We start from the raw sequence: 24,666 nt of genomic DNA on the forward strand, positions 1-24,666 counted from the left end.
CAGAGCGCTCTTCCCTCCTCTGCTATTCTTTATCCTTTCGCTCACGCACAATCATTCTCACCGGGGTCCCTTCCAGGCCGAACGTATCCCGGATCCGGTTTTCCAGATAGCGCTGGTAAGAGAAATGAAACAATTCTTTATCGTTGACAAAACAGATAAAAGTAGGGGGCTTTGTGGATGCCTGGGTCATATAATAGATTTTCAGCCGTTTGCCTTTGTCCGTGGGCGGCTGTACCCGTGCAGTAGCCTGGGCCAGGATATCGTTGAGCATTCCAGTGGTTACCCGCATGGCGTTGCTGGAAGCGACCAAGTGGATCAATTCAAACATCCTATCCAGCCTTTGGCCGGTTTTAGCCGAAATAAACAGGATCGGCGCGTAGGACATAAAGGAAAAATCCTTTTCAAGCTGTGTGCGCATTTCCTGCATGGTCTTGTCATCTTTTTCCACTGCATCCCATTTATTGACCAGGATGATGCAGCCCTTGCCCGCCTCATGGGCAATACCGGCCACCTTGGAGTCCTGCTCAGTGAACCCTACCTCTCCATCAATGAGGATCAGGCATACGTCGGCACGCTCCACAGCCATCTCAGCACGAAGATTGCTGTAATGCTCAATGGCATCTTCCACCTTGCTTTTCCGGCGCAGCCCAGCCGTGTCGATAAAGGTAAAGGTTCCAAAGGTGTTTTCAATCGTGGTATCCACTGCATCACGGGTAGTCCCCGCGATATCAGAGACGATGCAGCGGTTTTCTCCCGCAACCTTGTTGACCAGAGAGGATTTCCCCACATTCGGCTTTCCGATTACGGCAACCTTGATGATCTCGCCCTCTTCCTCCTCTTCTTCCGGGAATTCGATAAGCTCGCAGATCCGGTCCAACAGGTCGCCGGTACCGTGGCCATGGACAGAGGAAACCATCATAGGATCTCCCAGGCCGAGGTTATAAAACTCATAGAACTCCGCAGGCGGGTCTCCCACCTGATCGCACTTGTTAACACACAAAACCACCGGCACGCCGCTTTTGAGCAGCATAGCTGCAATATCGGCGTCCGTAGCGGTGACGCCGGATCGAACGTCCGTCACCAGCACAATGGCGTCTGCCGCCCCAATGGCAAGCTGCGCCTGCTCCCGCATTTGCGATAAAATGATATCTTTGGAGGCGGGCTCAATCCCTCCGGTATCCACCACGGAAAATTTTTTTCCGCACCATTCCACATCCCCGAAAATCCGGTCCCGGGTCACGCCGGGAGTATCCTCCACGATGGAGAGCCTCTGCCCCACAATTTTATTGAAAAGTGTAGACTTTCCCACATTCGGCCTGCCTACAATGGCAACAATCGGTTTTCCCATAACTTAGTTCTTACCCCGCTTTCCTGTCTGCCCGAACGGGGCAGCCTCTCTGTCTCTGTGAGCTCGTCCCGAAAGGGCGGCTCCTGTTCCTGTTTTCCGTCGTGCCTCCCACGCTCAGGCAGAAGCCGTCACTGCCCCGCTCCCTCATAAGGATTATGGCGCGGGGCGTCAGACACATAGTTTCCCGCAATGGCCCCAGCCAGGGCCTCGCCGGTGTTTTCCACCCGAAAAGAGGGAACCCCCAGCTCCCGGCGCAATTCCTCCAGCGTCATGTCGTCCAGAAAGATATCTTCCCCGCTCTTCATCATGTTGGAAGCCAACAGTACGGCATCCCCCAGTTCCCTGCCTTTCAGCACTCCGACAATATCCACGCCAGTGAGAAGGCCGGTCACATCCACTGTACCGCCGAAGAAATCATTGTGCACCGGCACCAGATCTATAGTTAAATTATGGCATTTTGCGCGCAATCCGTCAAGCATGGAATCTAAAAAAGCATAGCCTGCCTCTCCTGTGGGAATCGTGACTTTCCGGGGCTGCTCCGGTAACCGCAGTTCCTCCAGCGCCCAGTCAAACTCATCCTGAAGATTCCGCAGCATCCCCACCCCGTTTTCAATCTGCGGGAAATCCTCATAAAACTCCAAGGGAGGAATGGGCCGTTCCGCCATCAGGTACAGCTCATCAGAGGCAAACACAGTCCGGCTGCCCCGCGCCTTTCTGAATTGCTCTCCGAAACGCTCAATGAGGTCCAGAACTTCGCCTGCCGTTTCCCTGTTATACGGAGTCAGCGGATACAAGCCCTCCCGATAGCGTGTCAGCCCTACCGGCACACAGGCAACGCTCAGGAGACTCTCCCCCAAATCAAACAGCTTATGCAAAGTAGATTCTAACGCCGGGCCGTCATTGACGCCGGGGCAGAGTACAATCTGGCAGTTCAGCCTGATGCCGCCTTCCGCCAGCCGATACAGATGCCGCAAAGAGTCCCCGGCAAACCTGTTATTCATCATTTTGCAGCGGAGCTCCGGATCCATCGTGTGTACCGAAATGTTGATGGGGCTGATATGCATTTTGAGCACACGATCGATCTCACGGTCATCAATATTTGTCAGCGTGATATAATTGCCGAACAGAAAGGAAAGCCGGTCATCATCATCTTTGAAATAAAGAGTTTCCCGCATTCCAGGAGGAAGCTGATCGATAAAGCAGAAAATGCATTTGTTGCGGCAGGACCTCTGCTGATCCATCAGATACGTATCAAAGCAAAGCCCAAGCTGTGCATATTGAGGTTTCACAATCTCAGCACTATATTCTTTCCCACTGCGGCACAAATTAAGCCGCACATTCCTCTCCGTTTCAAAAAAACGGTAGTCAAGAACGTCAGTAATTTCATGGCCGTTGATAGCAAGCAATATGTCCCCCGCTCTGACTCCCGCTTTTTCAGCCCTGCTGTGCGGTTCCACACCGTCAATTTTCACCGCCATTGCCTCTCATCCTCCTTCTTCCGCATTTTCAGCGCCATACCGTTTGCGTCCACATACGGTTTTTTCGAAAAAAGAGAAGGGAGCGCATGGCCGCGTTCCCTTCTCTCCACTCTTTCAGAACAAATTACGCATCTTTCTTCACGACTGCTCTGCCGTTGTAATAGCCGCAATTGCCGCAAACTCTGTGAGGTGTTTTGTATTCTCCGCACTGAGGGCATTTCATAAGCGCGGGAGCCTGAAGCTTCCACACATTCGAACGTCTCTTATTCTGTCTTGCGCTGGATACCTTACCCTTAGGTACTGCCATGAGTAGCACCTCCTTATATGGAAAATTGAGATTTCATTTTGTTTCCGATGAATCCTGCAACAATTTCTTCAGAATTTCCAGCCGGGAATCTGTCTGCTCTTTTTCGCAGGAACAATCCCCTAAATTCAAGTTAAAACCACAACTGGGGCACAGCCCTCTGCAGTCTGGTGAACACAAAAATTTGCTGGGCATCTCAAGCAGGACATCCTCAGTGAGAAGCTCGTCCAAATCGAGCCTTTCTCCAGGTACGAGAATGTAATCATCGTCATCCTCTTCTTCGTTAAGCTCCCGCACCAGCGTGTGGGAAAAACGCACGATCTTTTCCTGTACAGTCTCCTCATTGCACCGGTCACAGGGCATCGTCACTGTGTAATGCAAATGTGCTCCCAAGTCCACAGATCCCGCAAAGCTATGAAACACTGCACGCACTTTCACCGGTTCAAGAAACGGCTTGACACCGTTCACCTCAACCTGGGAAAGATCAAGATCGTATTCGACGGTATCGGACAGGTCATCCGACAAAAAATACTTTTTTAAATCGATTACCATAACCCTACCTCATGCCGTACTGATATATTATAATAAGTTCCATTTCTCTTGTCAAGAGTTTTCTCTGGACAAAAGGTACTCCAGAAAAGGAGGCGGCTATTTAGCCGCCTCCCGGTAAGGGATATTTTCTGTGAAGAATCATGGGGCCATTTTACAGCCCGCTTTTTCCTCACCTGCCCTCTTTTCCTTATTTGGCAACAAACTCAACAACAGACGCCGGAATTTCATCTTCAGCGGCGGAAATCGAAAGTACGAAATTGGTGTTTGCTTCCTCACCAAGCTTCTTGAGCTTCTCCACCAGTTCCTCCACAACCTCTGCCCCTGTTCCGGTAATCTTCAACGTAGAATCAATCAGAATATCCGTAACATCATAGTTGCCTGCACAAATTCCACTGACAAAGCCAAACAGCATATCAGCACTTTGAATTTTATAGGCATCGGCATCCACCAGACGCGCAGCATGCGAAATATCATAGGTAAGCTTGAGGCCCTTTTCAATCACCACGACGCAGCCCTTCGAAGTTTCGAGCGCAGCATTTGCCAGTTCGATGAGCTTTTTCGTTTTGCCGGAGCCTTTTTTACCAGTTAAAAGAGTAATCATATTGCAACTCTCCTTAATTTATTATTCCGCCCGAAAAGGGCGGGAAGTACCTTGATTACTTCGACAGCCGCTTTTCGAGTTCCGCCTTGGCAGCCTCATAACCAGGCTTGCCCAGGAGAGCGAACATATTCTTTTTATAGCTTTCCACACCAGGCTGGTCAAAGGGATTCACTCCCAGCAGATAGCCGGAAATCGCGCAGGCCTTCTCGAAAAAGTAAATAATCTGGCCCAACGTATCCTCTGAAAAATCAGGGGCATGAATCACCACATTGGGGACGCCGCCGTCATTATGCGCCAATACAGTACCTTCAAAAGCCTTTTCATTGATAAACGCCATGGTGCGGCCTTCCAGGTAATTGAGTCCGTCCACATTTTCCGGGTCATTGCCCAGGGTTATTTCCTGTTTTGGCTGGTCGATGAGCATCACCGTTTCAAACAGAGTACGACGGCCGTCCTGGATATACTGTCCCAAGGAGTGCAAATCGGTAGAGAAGACGACGGATGCCGGGAAAAGTCCCTTATTGTCCTTGCCCTCGCTCTCTCCGAACAGCTGCTTCCACCACTCGTTCATCATGGCATAGCGCGGCTCATAACTTACCATCACTTCGGTGCATTTTCCCTTGTTGTAAAGGATGTTGCGGATTGCGGCATATTTATAACAATCATTTTCTTCCAGAGAAGGCTTTCCATACAGTTCTGCCGCTTTGGCTGCACCGGCCATCAGCGCATCGATATCCGCGCCGGCCACCGCAATGGGAAGCAGGCCTACCGCGGTCAGCACCGAGTAGCGTCCGCCCACGTCATCAGGCACCACAAAGGTCTCATAGCCTTCTTTATCGGCCAGCTGCTTCAGCGTCCCCTTCGCCTTATCGGTTGTACAGAAAATTCTGTCCTTTGCGCCCTCTTTTCCGTATTTTTTCTCCAGAAGTTCCCGGAAAACGCGGAATGCAATGGCAGGCTCAGTGGTAGTGCCTGACTTTGAAATCATGTTGATGGAAACATCCTTGCCCTCACAAATGGAAACCAATTCTGCCAAAGCGGTAGAGCTAATGCTATTGCCAGTAAAGTAGATGTTGGGGGTATCCTTTTTCAGGTCGTTATAACGGTCGGACTTCAAAAACTCAATGGCAGCCCGGGCACCCAGATAGGAACCGCCGATTCCGATGACGATAAAAACATCGGAATTTTTCTTGATACGCCCGGCCGCAGCCTTAATTCTCGCAAATTCTTCTTTGTCATAATCGGTGGGAAGCGTCACCCAACCGATAAAATCATTGCCCAAACCAGTACCGGAATGCAACAGTTCATGCGCAGCTTTTACCTGCGGTTCCATAGCTTTATATTCCTGTCCGGAAACAAATCCCTTCAGGTACCCGTCCTCCAGCTTTAAAGGCATTGTTAAGACCTCCTGAATTTTTATTTTTCCTGTTTTTTATATTCTACAATAAGTCAAAGGAATTTGCAAGTTGGCGTCCATGGATATTTACGAAAAGTTCAGAAAGCCTAAAAACTCACAAAACTGCGCAGCAGATAAAAAAAGGAAGAGCCAAATGTGATTTTTTCCGCGTTTCCTGCCGCTGTAATTTCGACCTCTGCCATTGTCTCCCCATTTACCAGAAACTTTACTTTACCGAGGACATCGCCTTCGTTTACCGGAGCTTCAATCGTTTCCTGCAGCTCCACTTTTTCCTCAACCGTTCCCTGGTCGCTGGACTTTAACAAAATTTTCGGCATCTCCCCAACTTTAACCTTCACCGTGTCCTGCATGGCCCCTTTCACCGGCACTTCAGGAAGTTCGGGCGTCTCCGGCACGGTCACGGACCAATTGGCAAAACCGTAATCCAACAGTGCCGCTGCGTCTTTAAACCGGTTATCTGTGCTGTCAGCTCCCAGTATAACGGAAATCAATCCCAGAGAATTGCGTTCTGCCGTAGCGGTGATGCAGCTTCCAGCCTGAGAGGTCGTGCCGGTTTTCAAACCGGTGATGCCGTTATAGGTACGGATCAGCTTATTGGTATTTACCAGCTGGGTTTGCCCGTCCCGTACATAGTCGATCCAAGTCAAAGTATAATCGAAAATTTTAGGGTGCGTCAGCAGTTCCCGGCTCATCAGCGCCACATCATGTGCGCTGGTCACGTGGCCTTCCTCATCGAGTCCATTGCAGTTTTTAAACACAGTATCGTTCATACCCAATTCCTGGGCTTTCTGGTTCATCCTCTGAACAAAGGCTTCCTCACTGCCCCCCACGTTTTCTGCCAGCACAACCGCCGCATCGTTGGCGCTCATAATCACCGTCGCCTTCAGCAGATCGTCCACCGTCATAGCCTCGCCTTCCTTCAGCCAGATATCCGACCCGCCCATGGAAGAGGCGTGGGCCGACGCCGTGAGGGTATCTGTCAAGGAAAGCTGCCCGGAGTCAATGGCGTCGAAAGTGAGACATAAGGTCATCACCTTTGTGATAGAAGCACAGGGCCGCACTTCGTGCGAGTTTTTTTCAAAGAGGACTTTCCCAGTGGACGCCTCCATCAGCACAGCCGACGGAGCTGAGATTTCCACCTCATCCGCACTGGCTAAAACGCCAGGCATGACTGCTATTCCTAACAGGACTGCCGCCAGAAGCACCGCTATTTTCCGTTTCATTTCTGTTCCACCTTTCTTCTCTTGCTGCCGTTTTCCAATTTATAGATATGCATTTCTCTGCAAAATCATGGCAAAAAATGAGCCATGGAAAGAAATTCCATGGCTCGCATATTTGGCAGCAAAATTATTCTTTTTTCCAGAGACCAGCAAAATTTTCCGCAGCCAGACTTACAAGGAGGCGTACTTTCTTATAAATCCGGCGGTCCATATAGCGGCGCGCCCCATAAACTCCCGTACCGTTACAACGCCAATGTAGCGCAGCGGCAGATGCTTTTCCGGCTGCTGGGCATACCAGTTCAGCGTTCTGTCCTTCCAGAGATCAGCCTCCTGTCCCGAAAGTACTTCCCCCACATCCTGTCCCCGCGCCTGTCTCAGGTACTCCCAGACCCTTTCCCGCCATGGCAGTTCCCGATACAAAAGCAAGTCGATTTGATCCGTGTCGCTATAATAGGCCTGCCGGACCGTCTGCACCGGAGAGGGATCCGCACCGTACCGAGCGGTATAGGGGCCATAAACCAGTTCGTTCCAATAGGCGTCTGTCAGCACATGCACCACATAGCCAAGAAAAAAATCCGCATTCTCTCTGCCTGTATGGCGCTGTAAAAACATGGCGACAGGCGTCAAATCAGACGTATGGCGTGTTCCCAGATGGGACGCCACCTTAGCTTCCGGTCCTGGATCTTTCCGCATATGTACACCATCCGGCGCTATGCTGCCCAAATAGAATGCGGGAAAATCCCGAACATGCAGCAGACCTTCCTCTATCATTCCATGAGCAGTTCCCAAATGTACCATGGGCAGCGGCATTTTTCTCTTTTCCTCCTGTTTTCCCACATTTTCGATCCCCTCAAGCATTTTCTCTCTTGACTCTCAAATAGGCTCCAGGGACAATAGGAGCTTCTGTTTTCCAAAACACAGTCATCTCCGCATGAGGCGCCACTTCAATCGGTTCCATCTCCCCATTCCACAGCTCCTGCAGTTCTGCAGTAACTGGATCGGCATGGGGCTGCAGCACATCGACAGTTTCTCCACGGAAAAACCTGCCGCGCTGCCTTAACTCGATGAAACCGTTCCGACTTCCCACGCAGACAGCCACCACCTCATAATGCCGGATATATCTGTCATTTTCCGGTGTCTGTCCCGGTTCGCCGCCGAAGTAAAATCCAGTGGAATATTCCCTGTGGCTCAGCTTCTCCGTCTCTTCCACAATGTCCTGCGGCAGGGGAACCCCCGGGTGTTCCCAGTGAAAATCTACTGCCCTGCGGTAAGCGGAAGTCGCTGAAGCAACGTAGTAGGCGGATTTAGCCCGGCCCTCAATCTTCAGGCTGGAGATTCCAGCCTCTACTAACTCCGGGATATGTTCAACCATACATAAATCTTTCGAACTGAACAAATAGGCGCCCTTTTCTTCCTGCACCAGAGAAAACCTCTCTTCCGGACGCCGGCGTTCCGTGACAAAATATTCCCAACGGCAGGGCTGCGCACATTCTCCCCGATTGGCATCCCTGTCCGTCAAATAGTTGGAAATCAAACATCTTCCAGAGAAGGACATGCACATCGCTCCATGTACAAACGCCTCCAATTCCAGTTCCCGGGGCGTATGCTCCCGGATTTCCCGGATTTCCGCCAGCGATACCTCTCTGGCCAGCACCACACGTTTGGCTCCCAGTTCGTAAAAGGCGTTGGCCGTCTCATAATTCACCACGCCGGCCTGTGTGGAGACATGCAGCTCCACTCCGGGCGCATACTGCTTTGCCAGCATCATAACGCCCAGATCCGTCACTATAAAGGCGTCCACGCCTATTTTTGCACAAAACTCCAAAAATACCGGCAGCTCTGCAAGTTCATAATTCCGTGGAAGCGTGTTGCAGGTAATATATACCTTCACTCCGTGCTGATGGCAGTACTGAACGGCCCATTGCAGCTCCTCTTCCCCAAAATTAGAGGGAGCCCGGCGCATTCCAAAATTTTTCCCCGCCAGATACACGGCGTCCGCTCCGTACTGTACAGCCGAGAGGAGCCGCTCCCGGTCCCCGCAGGGAGAGAGCAGCTCCGGCTTTCTTTCCATCGTTTTTATTGTATCCTTCATCAATCCGTCAGCCCCGCCTCAACCAAATTTGCAAGATGATCCTCTTCATTCGTGGCATAATAGGCCGTACCGTCGGCGCTATGGCAGAAGTAGAGATATTCTGCAGCATCGCCGTCGGTATTTGGCTGCAGCGCCGCCTTGATGGCGTCCAGGCCCGGATTGCATATGGCGCCCGCCGGCAAACCTGTGATCTCATACGTATCGTAATTGCCATGGGGCAGTGCGCCCTGTTCCGGAATATCAGCCCGCGTCTTATAGGGATAGAACATGGTGGAGTCGCACTGCAGCATCGGCACCCCATAATCCACCCCAAAGCTGAGCCTGTTATGCAGGACCGCGGAGACATTGTACATGTCGTTGGTATTGGCAGCCTCAGCTTGAATGATGGAAGCCAGGGTGACAACCTGATCCAGGGACATGCCGGAATTTGCGATTTTGGTCTGCAGATCGTCCGTCAGCCGCTTTTCAAAGTTCGTCAGCAGCTTGCCCACCACATCAGCCAGCTCTTCCCCTTTATAAAAATCATAGGTGTCGGGGAACAGGTATCCCTCCAGCTTATAATACTTGCCGGAGGCATCCCCCATTTGAGCAACCATCGGGTAGCCGCTGAAATCCCCGCTGTTGAGAATATCGAGGAATTCCTGGGCAGAGCAGACCTCATTTTCTTCCAGCAGCTGCGCCACCTGCAGCACCGTATAACCCTCAGGGAAGGTCACCGTAACTGTTTCCCTGCTCTCATTGCCGCCCTGAAGCTTGTTAATGATATCCTCATAGTCCAAGTTGGTTGCAAGCTCATACGGACCGGGCTGAAAATACTGCATATCAGCAGTCACCTTGCAATAAATGGTGAAGAATTCCTTCTTGGAAATGACTCCCTTTTGATAGAGGATGTCCGCCAGCTGTTCAGCCGTCACATTGGCAGGAATCACCACTTCCGCTTTTCCCTGGTTCCGGCCCACCGCAAAGAAATCGTTGGAACCGCCAATGAGATAGCTGGCCAATGTAAACGACACCAGCAGCACCATGGCCAGCCACACCAGGGAAAACACCCGGCGGTTTTTTCTTGCTTTCAGCTTATTGCGCTTTTTATGGGCTTTTTCCTCCGCCCTGCGTTCTTTTTCCGTATAATAGATTTTTTTGTTCATGGGAGGTTCAGCATAGGAAGCGGAGGCTTCTCTCTTCCGCTCCGGCACAGGTACAGGACCTGTCGCAAGCTTATTCTCGTCAATATTGAGTTTAAAAGTTCCCGTACCTTTTGGCACATTCCTGTTATTTCTACTGCGATCGTCCATAGAATTCCTTCCTTTCCGGGCACTGCGGAGAAACCGCAAAGCTTCCATCCTCCGTGATCAGAATCTGCACCCTTTGATCGTGCGGTTCCCGGGGCAGTTCCTGCTGTACCAGCTCCCGATAGCACAGTCCCGCCGCCACGATTTTTTTCCCCGCCAAAAAGCGGTCGTAATATCCCTTTCCATAGCCCAACCGGTAGCCCAACCGATCAAAAGCTATGCCCGGCACCAAACAAAGAGCAGTTTGCCAATCCGTATGATCCAGACTTTTCTTCGGATCCGGCTCCAAAATACCGTACCGGCCCGGTTTCAGTTCCTCTGTTGAATCGATCCGGCAGAAAAACATGGCGCCGTCCCCTGGAGGACAATAGGGGACACAAACCTCTTTTCCCTGCTCCAGAGCCCGGCGCAGAATAAGAGCAGTGCCCACTTCGCTGGCTCTGCCGATATACAGCAGCAAGCTGGCGGCCCGCCGGTATTGCGGCAGAGAAAGCAAGTTTTCCGCAATGGCTTCCTCCCGTTCCCTGCGATGTTCCAAACCGTCCCGCACCTCCAGCAGCTTCTTTCGCAGCTCCTGCTTTGACGGGTTTAGGACTCCCATTGTATGGAATCCCTAAGCTCGTCGGACTTTTCTTTGGAAATCAGCAGCTCCACCAGCTTCAGGCCGAACTGTGTGGAAACACCCATTCCCCTTGCCGTTAGTATGTTCCCATCCTGGCAGACATAGTCAGCTGAAAGAACAGCTCCCTCAAGCTCCTGCTGGAATTTCGGAAACGCAGTCGCTTTTTTCCCCTGCAGCAGACCCTTATGTCCTAAAATGGAAGGCGCCGCGCAGATTGCCGCAACAAGGACACCCTTCCCCACGCAGTTGTCGATGCTCTCCTGCACGGCGGAAGAATGCTCCAGGTTGAGAGTGCCCGGCATTCCACCCGGAAGCACAATTGCCTCTGCCTGCGCCATATCCGCCTCTTCAGCGAGAAGATCCGCCTTTACGGAAATGCCATGGGAACCGGTAATTTCCAGCCCTCCCACGCCTGCTAAGCCAACTTCAAGTCCAGCACGCCGCATGAGATCTACGGGAGTTAGGGCTTCAATTTCCTCAAAACCTTCCGCCAAAAATACATAGACCATATTTCTTCTTCCTTTCCATTTCATAATATTGCCCGCTGTCAGAGCAGTTCTTCCAGCTCGGAAAGCACTGACTGATGGATTTTCTCCCTCTCCAGGGGAACTCCATTCTCCGAACAGGGAATCACATGCCAATGCAGACGTTGTGCAGCAAAACGGGCAGTCTGCGCACAGTCCCGCAAAAAGGCCAGATCACTCTCATGAATATCCTTTTTCTCTTCGTCCCCATGATACCTGCCCAAGAGCAATGCCTGTGAAACTTCTACCGGCATATCGAGAAAAAGCACCAGATCCGGCCTGGGAAGCCCCAACTTGTCATATTCAAAATCCTGCGCCCAGGAGAGGTAGTTTTCCCACTCTGTCCTGGGCAATTTCCCCAGTTGATAGATCATATTTGAGGTGGTATAGCGGTCGGCCAAAATGGGCACGCCACCTTCATAATCCGCCTTCCAGTCAATCTGGAAACTGGCATACCGGTCCACCGCATAAAAGGCGCTGGCAGCGTAGGCGTTCACCTCTTCAGGATTCTTTCCAAAATCCCCATTCAAATACATTTTTACCAAGGCAGAGGAAGGGGAACCGTAATCTGGAAATGTAATTTTCCGCACCCTTCCGTATCTGGCGGAAAGGGCCTCATAGAGGAGCTGGGCCTGCGTGCCCTTTCCGCTTCCATCCAGTCCTTCCAGCACAATCAGGCTCATGAACACACTCTCCCCGAAACAGAATAATTGAACCTGTGAAACAGCTCCGCCCTTTCAGACTCAAAGCGCTTCAAACTTCTTTCGGACTTCCTGCGGCAGGCCGCAGGACATTTTCCCCTCCGGACAACCGCCCCGCAGGCAGGGCGGGCCCGCTTTCTGAAAGAGATGGGGTGCCACTGCCTTCACCTCCCGGAGCATTTGGGTAGCCAGCTCACGGATTTCCCACTGCGCCCGGTTGCAGCAGCGGTGGGTAAAAAAATTCATCAGCGATCTGGCGTTCATGGTACAGATCATTTTAGTAGCACAGGCGTTGGGCAGCACGAAGCGCGCATCCTCTATGGCCTTTTTTTCCGCCTTGCGGGCCGCGCTCTTTTCATCCTCTCCCTGCGCAAGAAATTCCTTCCGGTGTTTTTCTTTCAGCAGAGCCGTCAGGCGTTCGTAATGCCGGGCGTCCTCAACCATTGCCTGCAGAAATTCCTCCTTTGCCTCAGGAATACCCTCTATCTCCGGCGGCAGGACAAATTCGAAATCATCCTCCCTGACATAGCGCTGGCTCTGCACACTGTAGGAGGCGATGCGGTGGCGCGTAATCTGCGCCAGCAGCGAACGGGATACGCCTTCGATCCCAAAAGTAAAGCTGGCATGTTCAATGGGGCTTTCATGCCCGATCTCCCCCAGCATATCCAGGAAGGAGGCGGTCTTTTCCTCCGTGAGCCCCTCCATTACGGTCCCGATATCCGCCGAGGCATAACAGAGCTTGGCGGCGCAGGCCACCGTTTTTTCCGGTTCTGGCGTATAGGCCAGCAATTCCACATGCAGCATAATATGGTTCCTCCAGGGACAAAATTCTATCTCACCTTTGCAATTGTCTGTTATTATAGCAAAGATTCCATCTCTTCTCAACCCCCGGCTTTTTAAGAAAAGACGGACGCCGTTCCCTTTTCCTTACAAATACTTCTTTTATGCTTCGGCAAACATTTCCTGCTTTTGCTATTGTTTCATAATGAAAAAGGGATTTTTACGGGCAGAACAAACTGCGGCGCAGGGTGATTAAGATTCAAAACTTTATCGCTGGCAGAAAAATGCCATGGCTTTCACCCATAAAAGTTCACCGTGTAAAACTGCTGCAGAAGAAAAACTTCTGCAGCAGTTTTTACCATTTCTTCCCTTCCTGCGCATAGGCGGAATCCCAATATTCCCCCAACCAGGAAAGCAAGTCCTGCTGGGTCATTTTTCCGGAAAGCAGGTCCCGAAGCTTATCATTAGCCTCCTGCCTGTACCCGGAATATGCTTCGTACCTCTGAGGTTCCGACGCAAACTGATACCAATCGCTGCGCTTCATCATCTCCGTGTAAACCGCCCGTTTTCCCTCCAGGAAAAAATCATCCAGTTCATAGGAGGTCAGATGGACAGGCGTGGTATCCGTCACCTTTGACAAATGTGTATTGTTGTCTGCGTTGGATAAAAAGCATAGAAAATGAACTGCCGTCTCTGTCGACGCCGAAGCAGCGGACACGCCCCATCCCGCGAAATCATCCGAGAATACGGCCAGACCAGCTCCGCCTCTGGGGTAAGCGGCAACGCCCCACTCGCCCTCCTCCATGTTCTCTTCTAAGAAAGGATATACATCCTCTCCCGCCAGCAGCAAGGCGGTTTTCCCCTGCTGGAAAGCCTCTGCCGCCTCTGCTTCTTCCCATTGAAGCGCCTCTGCAGGCACAGCTTGCGAAAACACCGACACAAACTGGCTCATTCCCTTCTGCGCCTGCTCCAGGGAGAAGATACTTTTCCCTTCAAACCCCCGGGAAAAGTAAGCCGCACTGATATCCACCATCCGCCCCACATTGACAGAACTCCAGACGACGGAATCCATATAATCCACAAGCCGGTCCTTTCCAGCCACTGCCAAGCCGGCTCCCTGATCAGAAAGAGCCGCGGCGGCCTTTTCCACCTCTTCCCAGACCCGGGGCACCAGCAGCGTAGACTCCGGATGGGCATCGTTATAGCTTTCAAACCAATCTTTCCGATAGTAGAGGGCATCTTGGGACGTACTTGCCGGTAACAAATAAACATGTTCTTCTCCCATGCACCTTGCCCCCTGCTTGGCGGCGGCAGAAAGGGAGTACCATTCGTCCCACACCTCCATGTAAGGTTTGATATCCGTCAGCATTCCCTTCTCCACATAAGCTGGAACCCATCCGCTGTGCAATTCCAACAGGTCTGTCTGTCCGCCTGCACTCAGGCGAGCCTCCAGTTCCTGAGCGTTTTTCAGGGTAATAATCTCTATCTCCGTTTTGGGGAAATCAGCCTCGTATTTATCCGCGATCTCCCTCAGGGCGTCGGTGCGCGCCTGTGATGTTTCGAGCTCCACCAATACCAGTTTTGCTTCTGCCCCGTCATTGCGCAGGCTCACCCGGCTCTGTTCCTCTGAGGATTCCGGCACAGTGCTGGCTGGCGCCGCACAGCCAGTCAGCAGCATGCAGACGATCCCCCCTGCGCAGGCCCACAGAGCCGCTCTGCGTCTTCTTCCTAACAGACAAGTCTTACCTGTTCTATTCCGAAAGCGCCGAATGCGCCCATATGCTTTGTATTTGAAAATTTCCTCTCTTACTTTCCGCAAAAAGTGTCTCAATTTTTGCCTCCTTCCTTTCTTCCGCAAGGTAATACGGATGTTCCTATTATATCTGGGAGAGGGCTGAAAAACAAGAAAAAAGCGGCGTGATGTAAAATTTCCAAAAAAAAGCCCGCAGATAAAACAGCGGAAGCTGCCGGAATATCTGCGGGCTAAGTTCTTATTGACGAGATTTCTCAATTTTAACGATATACCCAGGTTTTCTGGGCTTGGGCTCGGGAGCAGCGCCGTCAGGATATCCCAGGGCAATGGATCCCACTCCCCGCAGCGTTTCCGGCAACCCCCATGTTTTTAGTAAATCCTTTCCTTCCGGAGAGTCAAACATCTGTCTTTCCCGATGAATCCAGCAGGAACCCAGCCCAAGGGCATGTGCCGCATTCATCATATTGTCCAGCACACAGCTGCCGTCTTCCACCCATGTGCCCCGCTCCGGATCCGCCAACACGATAACCAGGGTAGGCGCCCCATAATAGGGATCGCTTTCTGTTCCCATGACGATAGCGTTCATCCGGCTGAGCAGTTCCCGGGTTTCAGGATCCTGCACCGCCACAATCACCGGGGACTGGGCCCCGATCCCTGTCGGCGCGTAGGTTCCGGCTTCCAGCACGGCATCCAGTTCCTCTGTTTTCACCTGCTCCGCCTTGTATTTGCGGATACTCCTTCTGGTCTTCAACAATTCCAACAGTTCTTTTGCCATACGCTTTTATCCCCTTTCAAAATGGTGATATCTTCATCCTTATTCTTGCAGCATTTCAGACATACGCAGCAACAGCTCTATCGTACCTACATTATATCCACAACAGGCATACCGGATGCTGCGGCCGTCCGTGAGCAAAACCAGAGGCAAACGCTCCGGATCCACATAGGTCCGTCTGGCCAGAGCCGGAACGTCTGTCTGAAAATCCCCACACCAAATTTTCGCCTCCGGCAGAACCGCTCGCGTTCTTCTCAGGGTCGGATCTTCCAGATCTTTTTCGGACTCTACCACCAGATGAACCTGAAGCCCTGCCCTACAGACGCTGTCAGCAGCCTCCCGAAGTTCATTGAGGATATGCTCTGTGGGCTCCCGGCTGGTTTCCAGCCAGACAGAAATTGCTTTTCCGTTTTCCAGCACCGCTGCGGCAGAATCTTCTGCTTCCCTCTTTCCAACCGGATGCCAAGGACAGTCCGGCAGCTCATACTGTTCCAGCAGGTCTGCAATCTGTACCTGCCGGAAGGAGAGGGGCAGAAGGGTTTCCTCTCCCTGCTTCACCGCAATGGTACACTGTTTTGCCAGCTGATTTCCGCCGGGAGTGCGGCTGACAGTGAGGATACGGTAAACGCCTTGGGGTAGAACAAAAGTTTCCTCCTCCCCAGCAGGGATGTCTGAGGCGCTGAGAAGATGAAAGCCCTGTTCCGTCAGCTCAGACAAGCTCCAATTCTGTCTGTACAGCCCCGCATGTCCAGCGGGGGCCTGCACCGTCAGCCTCCCTACAGCTTCCTTTGAAAACAGCCTGCGGAAACTGCCGTCCTGAAAATATTCCGGTTCTTCCCTTTCTCCGGCCAAACGGGCAGGTACCCCCAAAGACCTGCAGAAAGCTACAAACAGAGCTTTTCTGTTTTCCGGGGAAGCCGCCTTCAGAGCCGCCATCCCTGCGGGAGTAGCAGGGATGGCCTGATAGGTTTCTTTTTCTTCCCTAATTTCCCGGTTCATCCATTCCCAAAGGTTGGCCGGGTTTTCTGCAAAGGCCTTTCGCAGCTCTTCGGGGACCACAGTTCGAAGCTGGCGCCAGGGCCGCAAGGGCTCTCGCGAAATACGGGATGAAAGTAGGGCCCTCTCAAATACTTCCGGGAGAAATTTCTCCCGCCATTGGAATGCCGTTTGAGCGTCCTTCCAAACGTCCTCCGGCAGGGGCGCCGCCCGGTCCTTCTCTGTGAGCAGCGAGAGAAACAGAGCTTCCTCTTCCGTTGCGGCCTCCGCTCCTTGCCGGGCGCGGCCGCTGCGCAGTGCGGCACAGCGGCAAAGCGTTTGTGTCCGAAGCAGCTTTTGTTCCGCTGTCAAAGAGACAACAGAAAGCGGGTGATCCTCCGGCGCGATAAAGTCAAACTCTGTCCAGCCGGACAGCGGCGGCTTTTCAGACAGGACAAGTACCGTCTCCCTCTCCTCTGCCGTATTGACCAGCTTTTCTCCCAATAGGCCGTTCGCCGCCGCCACAATCAGAACACTGCCCAAGCCCAGCCGCAGGCGCACCTCCCCTGCGGCGTCGGCCTCGGCAACAGCCACAGGATGGAAACCCGCCATATTCAGCACTTCAAAACACACTCTTGCACTGGCCGCAGGCTTTCCGTCTTCCCCCAGCACCCTGACGCAGTGCTGTTCCGTCACGGCATAGCGGGAGGTTACGAGTTCTGTGACCATTCCCTCCCCTACCAGCAAATCCTCCGGAGAGGAATCCGGAAAGAGGAATGCAAGTTCTTCCTTCGTACCAGGTACGAAGGCTCTCACCTGTTCCGTCATCGCCCGGGAGGCCGCATGGACAAACCATCCCAGATCCAAGACCGGCTCCGGCTCACAAGCTCCCAGGAAACGCCAGCGCGTCCCGTCGTAAGCCTCTACCCAGGCATGGTTGTCGTCACAGTGGGACCACCAAGGGGCATAGACCTGCCTGGCTGCGATGCCCACACTTCTCAGGGCTGCCGTCAAAAAGGCCGATTCTTCCCCGCAGCGGCCGTAGCCACATTGATAAACCGACAGCGGTGCAGCCGTCCTGTCATCGGTAGAGCGGTAGGTGGCCTGTTCCGCACACCACCGGTTTACCTCCAGCACCGCCTCCTGCAGGCTTTTACCGCAGACTCTGGGCCAAAGGGATTCATAAAAAAAGTGCCGGCAGGAGCGCAATTCTTCTGTGTTGATCCGCGGCGGCAGCACATAGAGCAAAAACAGGTGCTCCGGAAGTTCTGCACACCAGGGAACCGCCTCCCGCAGGAACAATCCGTGGCAAACTGTTTCCCGAAACAGTTCTACCGGATAATCTCCCGCGTCAGACAGCGGCATGGAAATATACAGGTATTTCAGCAGCAGCGCCGCCTCCTCCGTACCTCCGCCTATAGCGGAGAGTACCTCCTGCTGCCTGGCGCCAAGAACCTCAAACCGGTTTCCCCACTTTGAGTTTACATAATTTTTAAATTCCGTCGATATCTTCACGCCCGATCCAAAGCCTCCCTTGCCGCCCGTACGTTCCGCTCCTCCGTACGCCACAGCTCAAATTCGCTGAGAGAGGGCAACCCCATGCTGACCCCCTGCTTCCGGTATTCCATCCCGCTTTGCAGCACGGTTTTTCCGCTCATATGAAACTGTTTCGCTGCAGGAAGCTCTTCCCGCAGCTGCAGAACAGCTCCTGCGTCCACACCGGCGCCGATCAGGATTTCCGTACGCTTTGCCGCGGTAAGCAGCTCCCGCAGAAGGGGGATACCCTCCAGGCAGGTATTTTTCTGCCCCGACGTCAGGATCAGATCCACTCCCAGGGCTTCGCAGAAGGAAAGCGTCTCCATGGGGTCGCGGCACACATCGAAGGCCCTGTGCAGGGTAAAGCAGGCTCCCGCACCATGCGCCAGCTCCACGAGCCGCCGCATTCTGCTTTCCTCTAGAGCCCCCTGTGGCGTCAGACAGCCGCACACGATGCCGTCCGCCCCCCATTCCAGAAAGGACTCTGCCTCTTCCTGAAGGATGCCAAACTCCCGGTCCGTATAGAGAAAATCCCCAAATCTGGGCCGCAGCAGCACATGGATTTTTGCCTTTGTCTCCCGCCTGACCGCCCGAAACAGCGCCGGGCTGGGGCTGGTCCCCCCGATGATCAGGTTTCCACAGAGCTCAAACCGGTCCGCGCCGCCCTGTTCTGCAGCCAAGGCGGATTCCACACTGTCCACGCAGACCTCCAGTATCCTTTTCTCACTCACAGCTCACACGCCCTCATTTCAAGGAAATTTCCAGCACCGTGTCCACCGGATCAGGCAGGACGGGGTCCGGACCCAGATCCACAAAGGTGATGTTGGGATAATCGCTGTGGACCCAGCTGTCAGAGAGCGGAACCTCCGCCCCGTCAGCCAGCATCCGCACCCGGTCAATTTCCTCTTTCTGAACCCCGGACAGAGGCAGAGGCCCTACGGTGTTTTCAAAGATATGGAAGTACAGCTTGTTTCCCCGGCGGGTCACCCTGCCCCAGTCCGGCTTTTCGATCCCCGCTTTGCCGCAGCCGTAGATGCTTTTTCCATTCTTCCGCATCCAGCCGCCTATCTGCGCCAGAATTTCCATAGATGCAGGCGGAATGGATCCCCGTGCATCCGGTCCCACGTTCAGCAGCAGATTGCCGCCTTTCGACACACACTCCACCAGCTTCTTAATCAGCATGGGGGCAGGCTTAAAGAAACGGTCTTCCCGGCAGTAGCCCCAGTGATTGTTCATGGTGACACAGGCCTCCCACGCCAGATCCCTTCCGTTCACATCCTGAATGCCGTTGGGTGGGATGATCTGCTCCGGGCTTACAAAATCCCCATGATAAGGGGTGGGGTTTCCGGCTGCCAGGGAACCGTAGCCCTCGCCGCTGACCTCCAGCCGGTTATCGATAATCACCTCGGGCTGGAGAGAACGCACCATCTCGATAAGTTCCGTGCCCTTCCAGGCCTCGCCTCTCAATTCGTCGTAGGAGAAATCGAACCACAGCACATCCAGCTTGCCGTAATTGGTGCAGAGCTCCCGTACCTGGTTGTGCATGTATTCCAGATAGCGGTTGAAATCCCGGCCCTCATTCCCATAGGCGGGATTGTTGCGCATGGGATGCTGTTTGTCCCCATAATGAGGAAAATCCTCGTGATACCAGTCGAGCAGAGAAAAATAGAGCCCCACTTTCAGCCCTTCGGCCCGCACGGCCTCCACATATTCCGCCACCAGATCGCGGCCGCACTTTGTATTGGTGGATTTAAAGTCTGTATACTTACTGTCAAACAGGCAAAAGCCGTCGTGATGCTTCGCCGTGAGCACCACATATTTCATGCCCGCATCCCTGGCGGCTTTCGCCCACTGTTTAGGGTCAAAATCCACCGGGTCAAATTCCTCAAAGTAACGCATATACTCTTCCTTCGGAATCTCTTCTATGCTGCGGACCCATTCTCCCCGTGCGGGGATGGCATAAAGGCCCCAATGGATAAACATACCGAATCTGGCATCGGTATGCCAAGCCATGCGTCTCTCATACTCTTCCCGATTGAATTGATACATGTGCGGCACCATCCTTTCTTTTCTGAGAAGAAACCAGACTTTCCTATAGACGGCCGGACAGTCACAGTTTCTTCTTTTTCGTTTTACAGATTCAATCTTACTATAGCATAGCCTGAAAAAGAAAAAAAGAGTTTACGGCAAAAAGAAACATTTGCCGTAAACTCCAACTCCGAATATTTTAACTGCATCTCCCATGCTTAGGCAGCGGGAAGAAAGCCCTCGCTGCGTATGACTGGAGCGGCTGAATCACTCTGAAACCAGGCGAGCAGCTTTCTGGCCGGGGCATCCTCCGGCGTATCTTTCCGCAGCACGGCATAATAACCGTCTGTCAACGGGTAGCTACCGTCCTTCAGGCTCTCCTCCGTAGGCGCCACACCGTTGTAGGAGAGCATTTTCAGCTTCTCCGTCACACCACCAGAGGGATCCTCTCTGTAATTGCTCAGATAGGCAAACAAGGTATATCCCAAAGCGTAGCAATCCCTGGGTTCTCCGCCGATACCGCCAAACTGAAAATTCGCTACTTGATACAGCATGCCTGGCATGGTCAGCTCCACATAATTTTCTTCAATTTCCGGGTGCATGGCCTGCCCGTTCAAAACAAGATTGTCCATCTGTGACTGGCTGCCGCTGTTTGCGTTCCGGCAGATGGGAACCAGTTCTTTGTCCGGCCCTCCCAGCTCCTTCCAATTGCGGATGGCGTAATCCCGGTAAATGGAAACCGCCTGCTCTTGAGTAATACTCTCCGTGGGATTATCTGAGCGGGTAATAAACACCAGCGCCTCTAAAGCCACCTTGTGGAATTCCAGCCCCACGCCCGCCTGCTCCGCCACATGGAGCACATCGGCTGAAGCATAGGGTACCAAAATCAAATCCACCTCTCCGGCAATGAGCTTTTCATAGGAGGGCACGGTGCGGGAGGCTGTTTCCGGATGCAGAGAGCTCTCCCAGCTCTGGTGCATAGTTTCAAAGGCAGACTGCACTAATCCGAGTGTGGAGGTAGAGCCGTCCACCCGTGGATAGTTTTCTCCCGTCAGCCCCCATTGCGCGGCTTCTTTATTCTCCCGCGCATAGGGCCTTACCATTCTATTTTCCAATAACGGAGCAGCGTTTGACAGCAGCTGTGCCGCCTCAGCCCGGGTAGCGCCGGACCTGGGCCGCACATTTCCACCCGGTTCCCCACGCAGAATCCCGCAGTTCCATGCCCAAGCCAAAGCTTCCCTGGCTCCGGCGGAAACCTCCTGAAAATCTGCAGGAAGCGGTTTCTCTGGAAATCCGGATAGTTCGTTTCCTGTCCTTTCAGCATACCGATACAAAAATTGTGCCATCTGCTCCCGTGTTACAGGCTGCATCGGCTCAAATAGGTTATCTCCACAGCCGTTCGCCACCCCCGTCAGATATGCCCACCGAGAAGATTCACTATACCATAAGCTGGGATCCACATCGGAAAAGTCGTACCAGTACCCCATGAAACTGCTGTCCCGGTTTTCCGTCATACGATAGAGCGCCTGTACAAACATGGCGCGGGTCATTTTCCCTTCCGGGTCAAACCTGTCTTCGCCCTCGCCGTTCATAATGCCGTTCTCCTGCACGTATTCCACTGCCGGGGCATACCAGGCTGTTTCCGGTATATCCGAAAATGCCGCTGAAACAGAGACGGACAGGGAAACCGCCAAAACGGCGGTACACAATAAAAGTACGAACCCTCTCCTCTTCTTCATTTCTATGACCCTCTTCCTTTCCGGACGGCATACGCGCCCGATAATCGTCCTGTTCCTGTAAGACCGCCCAAGCTCCTGATTTTCTCCGCGAACTCTCCGTCTCTGTCTTTTATTACCTACAGCTTCATCTTAACACCTTGTTCTATAAATGTCAACCTTCATCTTTCCTCTTTTCCTCCACTTTAAAATAGCAGGAAAAGGGAAAAGAAAAAAGAGCGTTGCAGCCTCGCAGCGCTCTTTTAAAAAATCCAGATTTTCCGTCAATGCCGCACTGCGTCCGCTTCCCCGGGAAAGCCAGACAATAGCCGGCCGGCCCCCTCGTACAGCAGCTTCAAGTGTTCCTGTGGAGTGCGCGTAGGCGGGATCACGTTGCTGTCTCCCTCCAGGGTAAAAGATCCGGCGTATGCGGAATCCCCGATTCCTTGTCGCACAGTCTCCCAATTCACGTCTCCCTCGCCGATTGGCAGATGCTCATCCTCACGTCCCCGGTTATCGTGAAGATGTACGGCAAAAAGCCTATGGCCATATCGCTTCAGCAAATCATAAGGTTTGCCGCTCCATACAAAATCGTGGCCGGAATCGTAGCACAGTCCCAGCATGGGAGAGGGGATTGTGTCGAGAAGCTGCACCAAGGTTTGATTATTCCGCACATTTTCCAGGGCCATGCGGACGTTCCTCTTCTCGGCTCTGTCCACCAGAAGCCGAATTCGTTTTAACCCTGCCTCTGTCACCGGAGGCGGAGCAAAGCCCCGTGTAGGATGCAGCACGGCAACCGGTATATGAAACTCTGCCAATCCGTCAAGGTCGGACAGATACCGTTCCAGCAAAGCCTGCCCGTCCAGGGTATCCAGCCAAAGGTCATTGGCCCGGTCAAATTGCAGATGGGCGTTTTCAATAGTAAGGCCTCCGCTGCGGATCAGGCAGGCCTGTTCTTCCTTCGAAAGCCCTTCTTCCTCTCTAAAAGAATCGTCCCACCAGTGCAGAACCGTCTCAAAGCCGGCCTCCCTGATCTGACGGATCCGCTCCGGCACAGGAATCCGATACCCATACCAGAGAAAAACTCCCAGCTTCCGATCATTCATGATATCTCCCCCTTTCCCATTCTCCCAATTGCAGTTCCTCTTTAAAAAAGACAGACAGGGCGTCCGCCGGGGATAAGCAAACCGCTTTTTCCCTTTTTTCAGCAGACCCTGTCTGTTTCCTAAATGCAGCCGGCCGACTGTAGGTCAGCTCTCATCCGCTTTGCGGATCTCCGCTCGCTTGATCTTGCCGCCGATGGTCTTGGGTAGCTCGTCCACATATTCGATCACACGGGGATATTTATAAGGCGCGGTGGCCTTTTTCACGTAGTTCTGCAATTCCTTGGTCAACTCCGGAGTTCCCTCATAACCCTTTGCCAGCACGACTGTGGCCTTGACCACTTGGCCGCGGATCGGGTCCGGAGTCCCGGTTATCGCGCATTCCACCACTGCTGGGTGCTCCACCAGGGCCGATTCCACTTCAAACGGGCCGATACGGTAGCCGGAGCATTTGATCACATCATCATTGCGGCCCACGAACCAGTAATAGCCGTTGCTGTCCCGCCAAGCCACGTCGCCGGTATCATAATACTGCCCGCCAAGCTTTTCCTTCGTCATCTCTTCGTTGAGATAATAGCCGGTAAACAGGCCCACCGGCGGATGGTTTTTCACATCCATCACCGCAATGGTACCCTCTTCACCATCCTCACAGACATTGCCTTCCTGGCTGATTAGCTGGATGTCGTAAAGAGGAGACGGCTTCCCGGTGGAACCGGGGATAGGCTCAAACCACTGGAAGTTCGCCAGCATAACAGAACTTTCAGACTGTCCAAAGCCTTCGTAAAGCTTTAATCCCGTCAGTTCATGCCATTTTTTAAATACTTCAGGATTCAGCGGCTCCCCCGCAATACAGCAGTGATGGATACTGGAAAGATCAAACTTCGTCACATCCTCCTGCAGCATAAAGCGGAACATGGTAGGCGGTGCGCAGAAGGTGGTGACCCTGTACTTTTCCAGATGCTCCAACAGCCGGCGGGGATTGAATTTTCCCAGCATGTCATAACAGAAAATAGCGGCGCCGCAGACCCACTGACCGTAGATTTTACCCCAGCCGAACTTGGCCCAGCCGGAATCGGAAACGCTCATATGCAATTTATTTTCCTCTACCTGCTGCCAATACTTTGCCGTGACGATGTGCCCCAGCGGATAGGAAAAATTGTGGCGCACCATCTTAGGCATCCCGGTGGTACCCGAGGTAAAGTAGACCAGCATGGTGTCGTCCCAGCGGGTGGCCTCCGCCCCAGAAGGACGGGGGAATTCCTCGGAATACTTTTCCAGCTCCTCGTTTAAATCCAGCCAGCCCTCTCGCTTTTCCACAACTAGAATCTTATTTTTCAGGGAGGGGATCTCTTTTTCAGCCGCCTCTACCTGGGAGATGACAAACGGGTCGTTGACACAGACAACAGCGCAGACCTGAGCGGCATTGCCGCGGTACACGATGTCTTTCTTGGTCAGCTGAAGCGTGCCGGGAATCAGCACAGCGCCCAGCTTGTGCAGGGCTGTGGCACAAATCCAGTACTCCCACCGGCGGCGCAGAACCAACATGACCACCGAGCCTTTTTTCACACCTAAATCCCTGAAAAAATTTGCCGCACGGTTTGACAGGCGCTTGATATCGGTGAAAGTAAAAATTTTCTCCTCGTCCTCTTCGTTGCACCAGACCAGCGCCTTCTTTTCCGGTTCCGCATCCGCCCAGGCATCCACTACATCAAAGCCGAAATTGAAATCCGCCGGCACGTTCACTTTATAATTTTCTTTGAAATCCTCATAGGAATCAAATTCGATCCGCGGGAGGAATTTATGTAACAGCATATCCATTGGCTTTTCCCATCCTTTCTATACCTTTCTGAAGAAAG

The 24,666-nt window shown here is 52.9% G+C and carries 22 protein-coding genes; all 22 read right to left on the reverse strand.

Translation table 11 applies throughout. From position 1 onward, the window contains the following. Window positions 1–22: 22 nt before the first annotated feature. The 22 genes from der to BN3911_RS06180 all read right to left on the reverse strand — a co-directional run bounded on the left by der (window position 23) and on the right by BN3911_RS06180 (window position 24,622). Window positions 23–1,348, reverse strand: coding sequence for a ribosome biogenesis GTPase Der (gene der / locus BN3911_RS06080; RefSeq protein WP_066862774.1), 1,326 nt, complete (start codon window positions 1,346–1,348; stop codon window positions 23–25). Window positions 1,349–1,476: 128 nt separating this feature from the next. After that, window positions 1,477–2,826 carry a DUF512 domain-containing protein gene (locus BN3911_RS06085; RefSeq protein WP_066862776.1) on the reverse strand — a complete coding sequence of 450 codons (1,350 nt, stop codon included), beginning with the start codon at window positions 2,824–2,826 and terminating at the stop codon, window positions 1,477–1,479. Between the two features lie 124 nt (window positions 2,827–2,950). Next, complete coding sequence (gene rpmF / locus BN3911_RS16785; RefSeq protein ID WP_074039118.1) at window positions 2,951–3,133, reverse strand: 50S ribosomal protein L32; 183 nt, start codon at window positions 3,131–3,133, stop codon at window positions 2,951–2,953. 33 nt (window positions 3,134–3,166) lie between these two features. Then, window positions 3,167–3,682, reverse strand: a complete 516-nt coding sequence (locus BN3911_RS06090; RefSeq protein WP_066862779.1) for a YceD family protein — start codon at window positions 3,680–3,682, stop codon at window positions 3,167–3,169. 187 nt (window positions 3,683–3,869) lie between these two features. Continuing rightward, window positions 3,870–4,283 (reverse strand): hypothetical protein, encoded by a 414-nt coding sequence (locus BN3911_RS06095; RefSeq protein WP_066862782.1) that lies wholly within the window; start codon window positions 4,281–4,283, stop codon window positions 3,870–3,872. Between the two features lie 55 nt (window positions 4,284–4,338). Continuing rightward, the gene (locus BN3911_RS06100; protein WP_066862785.1) at window positions 4,339–5,679 is read right to left on the reverse strand and encodes a glucose-6-phosphate isomerase; all 1,341 of its coding nucleotides are present in this window, start codon (window positions 5,677–5,679) and stop codon (window positions 4,339–4,341) included. A 107-nt stretch (window positions 5,680–5,786) separates the two neighbouring features. Beyond that, complete coding sequence (locus BN3911_RS06105; protein WP_066862788.1) at window positions 5,787–6,923, reverse strand: D-alanyl-D-alanine carboxypeptidase family protein; 1,137 nt, start codon at window positions 6,921–6,923, stop codon at window positions 5,787–5,789. A 168-nt stretch (window positions 6,924–7,091) separates the two neighbouring features. Then, on the reverse strand, window positions 7,092–7,778 hold the full coding sequence (locus tag BN3911_RS06110) for a zinc dependent phospholipase C family protein (protein WP_066862791.1): 687 nt from the start codon (window positions 7,776–7,778) through the stop codon (window positions 7,092–7,094). Then, entirely contained in the window at window positions 7,771–8,991 is a 1,221-nt protein-coding gene (locus BN3911_RS06115; protein WP_066862793.1) for a peptidase U32 family protein, read from the reverse strand. The genes BN3911_RS06110 and BN3911_RS06115 overlap by 8 nt, the downstream gene beginning before the upstream one ends. A 20-nt stretch (window positions 8,992–9,011) precedes the next feature. After that, window positions 9,012–10,304 carry an endolytic transglycosylase MltG gene (gene mltG / locus BN3911_RS06120; RefSeq protein WP_066862796.1) on the reverse strand — a complete coding sequence of 431 codons (1,293 nt, stop codon included), beginning with the start codon at window positions 10,302–10,304 and terminating at the stop codon, window positions 9,012–9,014. Then, complete coding sequence (locus BN3911_RS06125; protein ID WP_066862799.1) at window positions 10,288–10,902, reverse strand: 5-formyltetrahydrofolate cyclo-ligase; 615 nt, start codon at window positions 10,900–10,902, stop codon at window positions 10,288–10,290. Before BN3911_RS06125 ends, mltG begins: the two co-directional genes overlap by 17 nt. Next, on the reverse strand, window positions 10,890–11,432 hold the full coding sequence (locus tag BN3911_RS06130) for a DJ-1 family glyoxalase III (protein WP_066862802.1): 543 nt from the start codon (window positions 11,430–11,432) through the stop codon (window positions 10,890–10,892). The genes BN3911_RS06125 and BN3911_RS06130 overlap by 13 nt, the downstream gene beginning before the upstream one ends. A 38-nt stretch (window positions 11,433–11,470) precedes the next feature. After that, window positions 11,471–12,130, reverse strand: a complete 660-nt coding sequence (locus BN3911_RS06135; protein ID WP_066862805.1) for a dTMP kinase — start codon at window positions 12,128–12,130, stop codon at window positions 11,471–11,473. Between the two features lie 60 nt (window positions 12,131–12,190). Then, window positions 12,191–12,952, reverse strand: coding sequence for an FAD-dependent thymidylate synthase (gene thyX / locus BN3911_RS06140; protein WP_066862808.1), 762 nt, complete (start codon window positions 12,950–12,952; stop codon window positions 12,191–12,193). 331 nt (window positions 12,953–13,283) lie between these two features. Continuing rightward, window positions 13,284–14,606: an extracellular solute-binding protein gene (locus BN3911_RS06145; protein WP_066862811.1), complete on the reverse strand. Its 1,323-nt coding sequence runs from the start codon at window positions 14,604–14,606 to the stop codon at window positions 13,284–13,286. Window positions 14,607–14,919: 313 nt separating this feature from the next. Beyond that, entirely contained in the window at window positions 14,920–15,456 is a 537-nt protein-coding gene (locus BN3911_RS06150; RefSeq protein ID WP_066862814.1) for a nitroreductase family protein, read from the reverse strand. A 39-nt stretch (window positions 15,457–15,495) separates the two neighbouring features. Next, window positions 15,496–17,943, reverse strand: a complete 2,448-nt coding sequence (locus BN3911_RS06155) for a transglutaminase-like domain-containing protein (RefSeq protein ID WP_066862817.1) — start codon at window positions 17,941–17,943, stop codon at window positions 15,496–15,498. Then, window positions 17,940–18,695, reverse strand: coding sequence for a copper homeostasis protein CutC (locus BN3911_RS06160; protein WP_066862820.1), 756 nt, complete (start codon window positions 18,693–18,695; stop codon window positions 17,940–17,942). Before BN3911_RS06160 ends, BN3911_RS06155 begins: the two co-directional genes overlap by 4 nt. Before the next feature lie 13 nt (window positions 18,696–18,708). After that, entirely contained in the window at window positions 18,709–20,013 is a 1,305-nt protein-coding gene (locus tag BN3911_RS06165) for an alpha-L-fucosidase (RefSeq protein ID WP_066862823.1), read from the reverse strand. Window positions 20,014–20,210: 197 nt separating this feature from the next. Continuing rightward, window positions 20,211–21,731 (reverse strand): S-layer homology domain-containing protein, encoded by a 1,521-nt coding sequence (locus BN3911_RS06170; RefSeq protein WP_082942133.1) that lies wholly within the window; start codon window positions 21,729–21,731, stop codon window positions 20,211–20,213. Between the two features lie 260 nt (window positions 21,732–21,991). Further along, complete coding sequence (locus BN3911_RS06175; protein ID WP_066862826.1) at window positions 21,992–22,813, reverse strand: sugar phosphate isomerase/epimerase family protein; 822 nt, start codon at window positions 22,811–22,813, stop codon at window positions 21,992–21,994. 144 nt (window positions 22,814–22,957) lie between these two features. Beyond that, window positions 22,958–24,622: an AMP-binding protein gene (locus BN3911_RS06180; protein WP_242871100.1), complete on the reverse strand. Its 1,665-nt coding sequence runs from the start codon at window positions 24,620–24,622 to the stop codon at window positions 22,958–22,960. Window positions 24,623–24,666 lie beyond the last annotated feature (44 nt).

The organism is Neglectibacter timonensis (assembly GCF_900048895.1).
In the GTDB taxonomy this organism is placed as follows: Bacteria; Bacillota; Clostridia; order Oscillospirales; family Acutalibacteraceae; genus Acutalibacter; species Acutalibacter timonensis.